The organism is Aquiflexum lacus (assembly GCF_015476655.1).
Classification (GTDB): Bacteria; Bacteroidota; Bacteroidia; order Cytophagales; family Cyclobacteriaceae; genus Aquiflexum; species Aquiflexum lacus.
The window spans coordinates 161,657-172,583 of record NZ_JABFHF010000011.1 but is presented as its reverse complement, the minus strand read 5'-3'; the positions used below and the strand labels follow the sequence as shown (position 1 = coordinate 172,583).

The window sequence follows — 10,927 nt, the reverse complement described above, 5'->3', positions numbered from 1 at the left end:
CCCGTACCAAAATTGACTTCAAAATCATCCGGAAACCAAAGAGAAAAAGAAAGTAGAGTTTAGTTTTAACCCTACTTCTCAATTCCGAAGGAATTTTCCAAGAAGGCCTACCTATATGGTGTCCCTAAAGGGACTCCGATTATCCATAAAAACTACTTTTACCCACACCTCTCAATTCGCTCTCCAAAAATATGGAGTGAACAAAATCAGGATGGTAAAAAGTTCTAACCTCCCTAAAAGCATCAGAAAGGAAAGGAAGATTTTGGCAGGTGCACTGAAGAAAGCAAAATTATCCATGGGGCCTACTTTGCCAATTGCAGGTCCTACATTTCCGAGGCTTGTAGCAACTGCACCAAAGGAAGTCAGAATATCATAACCCATCAGCGCCATCACAATTGAGCCCAAGACAAAAATCATCAGATAGATTAACAAGAAATTCATAATGTGGGTAATGATTTTTCCTGTAACCCTGTCCCCATTGATTTTAAGTGGAACTACCGCACGAGGATGTACAATTCGTTTGAATTCCAGCCAAGAATTTTTAAAAAAAGTAAGGTGTCTGACGAATTTGATTCCTCCACTGGTAGAACCCGCCGATCCACCAAAAAACAACAACATAAAGAAAACCAAAGTAAGGCCAATATGATAGGAAGTGTAATCAGCTGTGACATATCCTGTGGTGGTAATAAGGGATACCACTTGAAAAAGTGTATCTCTAAATGCCTTTTCATAGGTCTGTTCTGAATAATAAAAAATGGGAAAAGAAAGCAGGATGGCAAAAATCAATATTACGGTAGCATATGCTTTAAACTCATCAGATCTCCAAACCCTTTCAAACTTTCCTGTTAGCCCAAAATATATCACAGTAAAGTTTGTACCTGCCAAAAACATGAACAGAATCGCAGTATATTGGATAAATGCTGAATCAAAATGAGCCATACTTGCATTTTTGGTAGAGAAGCCACCTGTTGCCATTGTAGTCAGGGCATGGTTGACTGCATCATAAAAATTCATGCCTCCAATGTAATACAGTAAGCCTGAAGTCAAGGTCAAGCCTAAATATACATACCATAATCTTTTAGCGGTTTCTCTAATACGGGGATGAAGCTTATCAGAAGTAGGCCCTGGAGATTCAGCCACGAATAGCTCAATGCCGCCAATTCCTAAGAGTGGAAATATTGCAACCGTTAAAACAATTATTCCCAAACCACCTATCCATTGGGTCATACTTCTCCAAAAAAGAACTCCTTTGGGAATAACTTCAATATCTGTCAGAACAGTGGCACCTGTAGTAGTTAGTCCCGAAATCGTTTCAAAAATCGCATCACTAAAGGTTGTGAAAGTACCGCTAAATAGATAGGGCAGCATGCCAAACATGGACATCAAAATCCAACTGGTAGAAACAATTAAATATCCCTCTCTTTTTCTGATATTTTGATCTTGTTTTGAAAAAGAAAAGAACATCAGAAGACCAACTATAAAGGTCACTCCGATGGATGACACCAATGACATTTCATCTCCGCTTTCGAAATAATATGCAAAGCCAACTCCGGGAAGCATCAATAGGGCAAAAAGCATCAATAGTGCCCCCATTATTTTTCCAATCGCCTTAAAATGAATCATATCAATGGAACAGTTTCTCTAATGGTACTTTTGCCTCGGGCAGTGCCATTACAATCGCTTTATCATTGAGCTGTAATATAAATTCCCCATCAGGGATAAAAACCTTCTCCCCTCTTATCACACCTGCAACTATTGCCGAATCCGGAAAATGTAAATCTTTCAAAGCTTTTTTTGTTACCCTATTGCTTTTGGTGATCACATATTGAATAAATTCTGCGTCAACACCATATATTCCTGAAATGGCTTCCACATTTCCTTTCCTTAAAAATCTTGTCACCTGATTGGCGGCAACAAGCTTTTTATTAATAAGAGAATCTACGCCGATACTGTGAGAGATATGAATGTATTCTCTTGTGTCTACATGGGCAATGGTTTTGTAGACACCATGGTTTTTGGCGCTGAGAGAGGTGATAATATTCGTTTCAGAAGATTCTGTCAAAGAAATAAATGCCTCCATTTCTTCCAAACCCTCTTCAATCAATAATTCAATATTCTTATAATCCCCATTGATTACCAAGGTTTTATCCAATCTTTCAGAAAGCCATTTACAACGTTCTTTATCCTTGTGAATCAAGGTGACTCTATATTCATCTTCGAGTTTTCTTGCAGTGGTATAGGCCATATCATCTCCACCGATGATCATAATATTTTTGATCGTAACTTTGGTTTGACCAAGTAATTCAATGATCGAGGCAACTGCTTTTTTGTTAGAAATAAAAAAAACATGGTCATTATTTCTGATGATGGTATTGCCCTTTGGAATAAGGGTCATCTGATCCCTGACAATGGCGATGATTTTGATATCTTCGAAAATCGGATTTTCTCTCATATCCGAGATTTTTTTATTGACCATCGTGCTGAACTGATCAAGGGTGATTCCTACAACATTCAGCTTTCCTCCTTCAAACTCAAAGACATCTGTAAATGTGGAGTTTTTTATCATATTGAAAATCTCTCCACTACAAAGCATACTCGGAGAGATAATATTGTCTATGCCAATATTCTTGAAATAAATTTCATTTTCGGGTTGCAAATAATCATGGTTTCTCACTCTTGCAATCACCCTATTTGCACCCAATTGCTTGGCCAAAGTTGCCGCCAACAAATTGGTTTTTTCGGAAGTAGTCACCGCCATAAACATGTGTGCCTCCTTGACATTGGCACTTTTGAGGATTTCCAGGGAAGTTGCATCTCCCATAATGGTCATGACATCCAAATGAGAAGAAGCATTGTCAAGCGCATCTTTATCCAAATCAATCAGGATAATATCTTTATTTTCAAAACTTAGCTGCTTGGCCAAATGGTATCCCATATCTCCAGCGCCAGCTATGACGATTTTCATTCCCATAAGTAATATTCTACGGACAAAAGGGACTTAAAAACAGGTGATTTTTAAATCGGGCAAAAGGTAGGGTGTTTTGCAACTAAGTGCAAAAAGAATCATCAATATTTATTGACAAAAAGACTGGAGATACTTCTTTGAATTTTTATTACCAAACTTGACAGCTTCATTCCAATCTAGACATGCGTCTGATTTATGTTCAGTTTTATAATAACAATAGCCCCTATTGGTCAGGATATCAGGGTTGTCAGGACTTAAATTCAAAGCATAAGTATAATCAGGGATGGCTTTATTGAACTGATTGGATTTAAGGAAACAGTTGCCTCTGTTAAAATGATAGGCCCAAACCAAAGGATAATCTTCACCATTGATCTTGCTATAATCAATTGCATCGGAATATGCTTTGATGGCTTCGGCAATCCTGTTTTCTTTCTGAAGTATATTTCCTAAATAATAGGACATCTCATCGTCCTCTTCAAATATCTTCAGTCCTTCCCTCAATGCCTGAATAACTTTTTCCTTTTTTGAATCCACCTGACTTCCTGCCCGGTAGAAATTCAAATAGGCCGGATGAAACGTGGGATCATCCTGAATGACCAATTCCATCAAATTGGCCGCCTTTTCATAATTTTCATCTTCTATCATCTCCATGGCCACTTTATTGATCACCATGGAGTTTTCCCTTACTTCAGGTTCTATATCATAGATCATCTGGGAATAACCTACCAAGGGAAAAATCAGAAAGAAAAAGGAAAGTTTGTATTTAATCATATTTGAAATTATCAGTACAAATCTAAAGAATAAGGCAAACCTTAGCAATCACTCCAACAGTTTTTTGCCCTCTTCCTCAGGCAGTTCCTCTACTTCCTTGAGTTTTCGTTGGATTACCCTCGTTCTTGTGCCCACCAAATGGTCGAGGTCACTATGGGCTTCTGAGATTTTCTTTTGGGCTTTGCTGATAAGGTCCCCGAATTTGGAAAACTCACTTTTGACTGCACCCAACACTTTCCATACTTCAGAACTCCTTTGTTGGATGGCCAAGGTCCTGAATCCCATTTGCAGGCTGTTGAGCATGGCTGCCAAAGTAGTCGGGCCGGTAATGACGATCTTGTAATTCCGCTGTAAGGATTGTGCCAAAGCAGGATCTCTGACAATCTCCGCGTACAGACTTTCCATCGGTAAAAACAATAGCGCAAAATCCGTGGTATGTGGCGGATGCAGGTATTTTTGGCTGATATCCATCGCTGCTTTTTTGATGGCCTTAAACAGTTCCTGTCTTGCCACTTCAATCAATACCTTATCACCCACATCGTATGCATCCAACAACCTGTAATAGGTCTCCTGAGGAAATTTGGCATCAATCGGTAGGTAAACCGGACCATCCTCCTGACTTCCGGGCATTTTGATGGCAAACTCCACCCTTTCAGCATTACCGCTTTTGACTGCCACATTGAAGGCATACTGATCAGGAGAAAGGACATTTTCCAAAATTCCCTGCAATTGGTATTCTCCAAGGACTCCCCTGCTTTTCACATTGCTCAACACCCGCTTCAGGTCCCCTACTCCTGTGGCCAAATGCTGCATTTCGCCCAAGCCTTTCTGAACTGCCAAAAGCTGCTTGCTGACCAGTTCAAAGGATTGTCCCAACCTTGCTTCCAATGTCTTTTGCAATTTTTCATCTACGGTCTCCCGCATTTTGTCCAAGCGCTCTTCTGTTGAAGCCAACATGCGTTCCTGTTTGAATATCAGATCCTGGAATTTTTCCCGCTGCAGATCATTGAATTCCTTTACGTTTTCACGGAAAAGTTTGCCAAAATCCTTCAAAACTTCCGACTGCTCTTTGGAATTGGCCCTTAAGGAATCGAACAACAAGCCAAATTGTTGTAAAAGGCCGGATTGGATTTCAGTTCTGTTGGCCTGCATCTGTTGTCCAATTTCGCTTTTTAAGGCTAAAAGTTCCTTTTCCCTTTCCTCATCGGAATTGTCTTTTCTCCGACTTTGAAAAACCAGGTAGAGTATCAATAAAAATTGAATAAAAAGTAAGGCAATTAATAAAGCATCATTGGGCATGGCTGAAGAATTTGGGAGTGGAAAGGTAGTCCATATCCACCTTTATCCCCAAAAACGACAAATATTCCATGACAGTATCCGTCGGGATTTCTTCCATCGGTACATGACCTGCATTTTCAAAAACTTTGAGCTTTGATCCGGGTATGGCTTCAGCCAATCTTTCTCCATTACTCAAAGGAATCCAATTGTCATGTGCTCCCCACATGATCAGCACGGGCATATTTAATTTAGTAAAATCTATTTTATAAGGTCTTCTCACCGTAAGTCTGTCTAAAGTTGCTTTTCTGTTTCCTTCTCTCCTGAGTAAATGATAATACCTCGAAACCATTTGATCTGTGATTTTGTCTGCATCATAAAAAACTTGCTTCAGGTTCAATTTGAAGACAGTTTTAGGAGTGCATTTCAATAGTAATTTATTGAAAATGGGGTTTTGGGCAACCTTAAAAATAAATGCGCCTGAATTATAAGATTTAGCGGTAGTGGTATCCGACACAACTTTTGGAGGTGCACCTGATGAATCAATCAGATTAAGACTTAGTATCCTCTCAGGATGTTCGGAAGCCATATACAGCGCAACTCCGCCCCCCATGCTATTACCGGCCACATGAAATTCCTTTAATCCCAACTGATCTGCAATTCCGAAGATCAGGTCAGCATAATCCATCATACCATATCGTTTCATGACATCCGGACCGGTAAGCCCATGTCCCGGCAAATCCATGGATATGGTCATAAAAAAGGGGCTGAGTTCCTTTTCCCATTCTTCCCAAGTATGCAAGGAAGAAAAACTGCCATGGATCAAAAAAATTGGCTCACCGGAACCTTTCACTTTTACATGCACATTGATTCCATCTACTTTCAGAAAATAAGAGTTTTCGTCAGTGTAGGTTGCTGTTAGCCTTTCCAAGGGAAGGTCTCCCCTATAACTGCTCAATAAGAGCACAAGGATCAAGAAAAAGATTGAAAGGACAACGAGTAGTGTATTGAGGAATATTTTTTTCATTTTCTGAGCGTAAGAAACCGAAGCTGAAAGATATGAATTTAAAAAAATGATGGAACCACAAAAGTGACAAAAGAATACAAAAGATACTGAATATAGTCTTTTGTTCCCTTTTGTTTCTTTTGTGGTTCAAATTAATTTCCCAATGTGATTATCTATAATGAAGCAAGTATTCTTCTCTTTGGACAATATCCTTATATTGACAACAAATGTTTAGAATATGACCAAAAACCGGATTTGGAGCCTATTGATCATCCCGATCATGATGTCCTGTGAAATTAACAGTAAGGAAATGGCATCTCCCATAAGACTCACCATTGAAGAAGCCAATCGCTTGGCAAAGTTGCCATTGCATTGTATGCAGGTAGAATATCCAAACAAGCTGAATCAAACGCTTGAAGATGAAACTTATCTGAAAGGACCCAAAGCTTTGCATCCTGCATTTTATGGCTGTTTTGACTGGCATTCAAGTGTGCATGGACATTGGATGTTGGTGAGTCTGTTGCGTCAGTTTCCGGACTTGGAAGATGCTTCTGAAATCAGACAAAAGCTCAGTGAAAACCTCAGCTTATCCAATATTCAAATTGAAGTGGATTATTTTTCAATGCCCCAAAACTCAAGTTTTGAAAGGACCTATGGTTGGGCTTGGGTATTGAAAATGGCGGAGGAAATCCACCTTTGGGATGATCCTTTGGCTAGGGAATTGGAGAGAAATCTTCAACCGCTGACTGATTTGATAGTTGAAAAATACATGGAGTTTTTGCCCAAACTGATTTATCCTATCCGAGTTGGCGAGCATTCGAATATCGCTTTTGGTTTGTCTTTTGCCTATGATTATGCCCATACCCTTGAAAGTTCAGAACTGAAAAACCTGATCAAATCAAGGGCGTTGGATTGGTTTGAAAAGGATGCTGATTGTCCTTTGGGTTGGGAACCTTCCGGATTTGATTTTCTATCACCTTGTTTTCAGGAATTGGATATCATGAGAAAAGTATTGGTTAAAGATGCTTTTAAATTGTGGCTTGATTCTTTTATGCCCGAATTGTCCGGAAAAGATTTCAGTCTTGAACCAGGAAAGGTCAGCGACAGGACCGATGGTAAATTGGTACACTTGGATGGGTTGAATTTCAGCAGGGCTTGGGTAATGTATGGACTGATCAAAGATTTCCCTGTCGAATATGGTCATTTGATGAAAATTGCCAATGAGCATATTGAATATTCCCTGCCTTCCATTGTAGATGATAATTATGAAGGGACGCATTGGTTAGGAAGCTTTGCCATTTATGCCCTTCAAGAGGCGCCATGAAATCTGACTGGAAAAAATACATAGGCCCCGGTCCATTGGTTGCAGCTGCTTTTATTGGTCCGGGAACGGTGACCGTATGTACTTTGGCAGGTGTCAGATTTGGTTATGAACTGCTATGGGCCTTGGGGCTCTCCATCATTGCCACCATTGTGCTACAGGAAATGGCTGCAAGAATCGGATTGGTCACTCAAAAAGGATTGGCAGCTGTCATATCCCAAACTTTGAAAAAAGGTCTGTTACGATATTTTTCACTTTTTTTGATTCTGATCGCCATTGTTTTGGGAAATGCCGCCTACGAAGCGGGGAACATTACCGGAGGTGCCATGGGTGCCGATTTATTGATCAACCTCCCTGTTTTGACTTTGGGTCAATTGGAGATCAACCTACTGAACTTGAGTATTGGCTTGATCGCCTTAGTGCTATTGATGAGTGGCAGTTACTCAAAAATCACCGGATTTTTGACAGTATTGGTCATTATGATGAGTTTGGCATTTCTGGCAAGTACCATTTATGTCAAGCCATCTTTATTTTCAATTTTTGAGGGATTTATCCCTAGCATAGATGCCACCAATATCCTAACCATTGTGGCATTGATTGGAACTACAGTCGTTCCCTATAATCTCTTTCTTCACTCTTCTTTGGTAGCAAAACGATGGAATAAAATGGAAGATTTGAAATATGTCAGGGTGGATACCATTGTAGCAGTTGTCTTGGGAGGATTGGTTTCCATGGCCATCATCATCACGGCTGCTTCGGGTGATGCAATGGAGGTCAATAATGCCGCAGATTTGGCCATTGGCCTTGAGCCGATCATGGGAGTTGCTGCCAAATATTTTATTGCTTTTGGTTTATTCGCAGCAGGAATCACTTCCGCAATTACAGCACCTTTGGCGGGTTCATTGGTGGTAGTGGATTGTTTTGGTTGGTCCAATGATATCCGTAAAATGCCCATGCGGATCAGTCTTGTCTGTATTTTGGGATTAGGTTTGCTGTTTTCATCTTTGGGGATCAAACCTGTTCAATTGATCACTTTTGCCCAATTGGCCAATGGTATATTGCTTCCCCTATTAAGCGCTTATATCCTATGGTTGGTCAATAAAAAATCAGTGATGCAGTTAAATGTAAATTCACTCCTGCTGAATATCATTGGTGTGGCCATTTGGCTGATCACTTTGGCTTTAGGGTTAATGAGTATTGGGAAGGTTTTGGGGTGGCTATGAATCGGTTAATTTTAGTGGGAGAATTACATAAATCACATCTTCTTCAAATTGCTTGACCAAGAATTTAATTTAAGGTAATTTTTTGGTAACTTGAAGCTTTCACAATTTAGAATATTATTTTACTTATTTTAAGCATAATTAACAAACAACATGAAAAGGAAATCAACAGCCGTATGGCAAGGAACAGGGAAAGAAGGTAAAGGACATTTGACCACACAAACAGGGGTTTTGGATAAAACCCAATATTCTTTCAGCTCAAGATTTGAAGATGGGAAAGGAACAAATCCTGAAGAATTGATAGCTGCTGCCCATGCAGGATGTTTTGCTATGAAGCTGAGTTTTAATCTTACAGGTGCAGGTTTTGAGCCTGAGGAATTACACGTGGAAGGAACCATTACTTTAGGAGATGGGGCCATAACACAATCAAAACTGGTTTTGAAAGCAAAGGTTAAAGATATTTCCAAAGAGAAATTTGATGAATTGGTAAAAGACGCAGAGAAAAACTGCCCTGTTTCCAAATTGCTCGACACTGAAATTGTGGTGGAATCCACTTTGAATTAGAGGAGATAAATCCGTCGGGGGGATTATTAAAACTTCCCGACGGATTCATTATTTTTTTTCAGTGGCAAAAGATACCAATTTGGCAATGACCACAGCAGGATACAAGATGCCCAAAGCAGATAGGAAAACGGAAAGCATTTTGGAGGACATATTGACCGGGTAAAGATCTCCAAATCCAATAGTAGAAATACTAACTAAACTGAAATACATATAATCTCCAAAATCCACATCCATACCGGAAATCTCAATATCCCCTCCAATAGAATTTCCCATTAATAATTGGATTATCTCGAAGCCGAATGCACCAGCCACTGCAAGCAATAAATATACGTTGACAGCACCGATTACTCTGTAAGAATTAACCTCCATATCGCGAAAAAGTAACCTGATGTTGATAACTATCAATAAGATAAGGTTAAGAATAATTACAATCCGCTCCAATAGATAAAACTCATAGGGATTATCGGTAAACCGGATCAAGCGCAACAACAAATGTATGGAAACCAATGAAATCCCGGCTATCAAAAACCTTTTTTCCATCGCTGAAAAAATTCCAACAAAAAAAAGGACAATAAACATGATATTAAGAAAGATGGTAGTTTCTCCTTCTTTGTTAATCATTACAGGTAAAATAAAAACAGTAAAAAAAAGCATTCCCAAAAGTGTGACAAATGAAGTATCTGAAACCCAATAGTTTTTAGCCTTTTTTAAATACTCGAACATCTTCAAAAATATTGTATTCTTAAATTTTCATTTTAATTAAAACCAAGAAACCCAAATTAAAATGGTTATCCGCTTCTTTGTCAGTACCCCGATATCCTACTTCAATCAGGACGGCTGCTTGGCCGGTAGGCAGGGAATTCAAAAGTCCGCTGTACAGGTCATTTCAGTTTCCTGTAGAGAACTGTATTGAATTAGCATTTCCTGGCATCATTGCATAGTTACAAATTTATTTGAATATCCAAAGTTTTATGAATTTTGATTCATATTTTTCCTGAACCATGTATTTAGCACCTTAATAATATACCAAAATGAATGAAATCATTTTATACATTAAGAAGTCTTATAATTTTTTGAATTATGTATTTATTAAACTTCGGTCTTCATTTATGGATCTACTTCCTATTTTGGTTGTAGTTACTTTTTTTCAACTTGTAATATTGCGTCAGCCTTTCCCCCAGTTTGGGGAGGTCTTTTTTGGTAGTGTATTGGTTCTGATTGGGCTCATGTTGTTTATTGAAGGCCTGGAAATGGGGTTATTTCCAATCGGCGAGAGTATGGCTTATGCATTGGCAAAAAAAGGAAGTTTACCATGGTTAATGACATTTTCTTTTTTACTGGGATTTTCTACAACTGTTGCCGAACCGGCCTTGATAGCTGTCGCTCAAGAGGCTGCAAGAATAGCTGCCGAAGCGAACCTGATTGACGCAGACCAAAGCAGTAAAGATAGTTATGCGGTTGGCTTAAGGCTTACGGTTGCTTTCAGTGTAGGAATTTCAATTTTGCTTGGCGTGCTAAGAATATTAAAGGGATGGCCCATCTATTATTTAATTATAGGTGGTTATATGCTAGTGATGATTATCACCATTTTTGCACCAAAGGAGATTATTGGCTTGGCCTACGACTTAGGAGGAGTCACAACTTCAACAATAACAGTTCCCTTAGTGACTGCCCTTGGGGTAGGTTTGGCAACTGTAATCAAAGGAAGAAACCCTTTATTAGATGGGTTCGGGTTAATTGCCTTTGCTTCACTTCTCCCGATGATATTTGCTATGTTATACGGAATGATTTTATTCAATTAATAT

Annotated in this window: 11 protein-coding genes; 5 read left to right on the top strand and 6 right to left on the bottom strand. The window is 39.1% G+C overall.

The features are described from left to right. Window positions 1-171: 171 nt before the first annotated feature. From HMJ38_RS12135 to HMJ38_RS12115, 5 genes are all read right to left on the bottom strand, one after another. The gene (locus HMJ38_RS12135) at window positions 172-1,623 is read right to left on the bottom strand and encodes a TrkH family potassium uptake protein (protein ID WP_194974664.1); all 1,452 of its coding nucleotides are present in this window, start codon (window positions 1,621-1,623) and stop codon (window positions 172-174) included. Window position 1,624: 1 nt separating this feature from the next. Then, window positions 1,625-2,971, bottom strand: coding sequence for a Trk system potassium transporter TrkA (trkA, locus tag HMJ38_RS12130; protein WP_194974663.1), 1,347 nt, complete (start codon window positions 2,969-2,971; stop codon window positions 1,625-1,627). Window positions 2,972-3,073: 102 nt separating this feature from the next. Further along, window positions 3,074-3,736, bottom strand: coding sequence for a tetratricopeptide repeat protein (locus tag HMJ38_RS12125; RefSeq protein WP_194974662.1), 663 nt, complete (start codon window positions 3,734-3,736; stop codon window positions 3,074-3,076). Between the two features lie 48 nt (window positions 3,737-3,784). Beyond that, entirely contained in the window at window positions 3,785-5,035 is a 1,251-nt protein-coding gene (locus HMJ38_RS12120; protein ID WP_194974661.1) for a DNA recombination protein RmuC, read from the bottom strand. Beyond that, window positions 5,025-6,038, bottom strand: coding sequence for an alpha/beta fold hydrolase (locus tag HMJ38_RS12115; RefSeq protein WP_194974660.1), 1,014 nt, complete (start codon window positions 6,036-6,038; stop codon window positions 5,025-5,027). The genes HMJ38_RS12120 and HMJ38_RS12115 overlap by 11 nt, the downstream gene beginning before the upstream one ends. A gap of 217 nt (window positions 6,039-6,255) precedes the next feature. Here HMJ38_RS12115 and HMJ38_RS12110 point away from each other — a divergent pair, with 217 nt between their 5' ends. The 3 genes from HMJ38_RS12110 (at window position 6,256) to HMJ38_RS12100 (ending at window position 9,122) form a co-directional block, all read left to right on the top strand. Further along, the gene (locus HMJ38_RS12110; RefSeq protein ID WP_194974659.1) at window positions 6,256-7,341 is read left to right on the top strand and encodes a DUF2891 domain-containing protein; all 1,086 of its coding nucleotides are present in this window, start codon (window positions 6,256-6,258) and stop codon (window positions 7,339-7,341) included. After that, on the top strand, window positions 7,338-8,561 hold the full coding sequence (locus HMJ38_RS12105) for an Nramp family divalent metal transporter (protein WP_194974658.1): 1,224 nt from the start codon (window positions 7,338-7,340) through the stop codon (window positions 8,559-8,561). The genes HMJ38_RS12110 and HMJ38_RS12105 overlap by 4 nt, the downstream gene beginning before the upstream one ends. A 150-nt stretch (window positions 8,562-8,711) precedes the next feature. Beyond that, a complete protein-coding gene (locus tag HMJ38_RS12100; RefSeq protein WP_194974657.1) occupies window positions 8,712-9,122 on the top strand; it encodes an OsmC family protein in 411 nt (136 codons plus the stop codon). 48 nt (window positions 9,123-9,170) lie between these two features. Here the strand turns inward: HMJ38_RS12100 and HMJ38_RS12095 are convergent, their stop codons facing one another. Continuing rightward, complete coding sequence (locus HMJ38_RS12095; protein ID WP_194974656.1) at window positions 9,171-9,845, bottom strand: potassium channel family protein; 675 nt, start codon at window positions 9,843-9,845, stop codon at window positions 9,171-9,173. A gap of 61 nt (window positions 9,846-9,906) precedes the next feature. Here HMJ38_RS12095 and HMJ38_RS25525 point away from each other — a divergent pair, with 61 nt between their 5' ends. Further along, window positions 9,907-10,035 carry a hypothetical protein gene (locus HMJ38_RS25525; protein ID WP_262892889.1) on the top strand — a complete coding sequence of 43 codons (129 nt, stop codon included), beginning with the start codon at window positions 9,907-9,909 and terminating at the stop codon, window positions 10,033-10,035. Between the two features lie 118 nt (window positions 10,036-10,153). Continuing rightward, a complete protein-coding gene (locus HMJ38_RS12090; RefSeq protein ID WP_194974655.1) occupies window positions 10,154-10,924 on the top strand; it encodes a DUF1538 domain-containing protein in 771 nt (256 codons plus the stop codon). The last annotated feature ends 3 nt before the right edge of the window (window positions 10,925-10,927 follow it).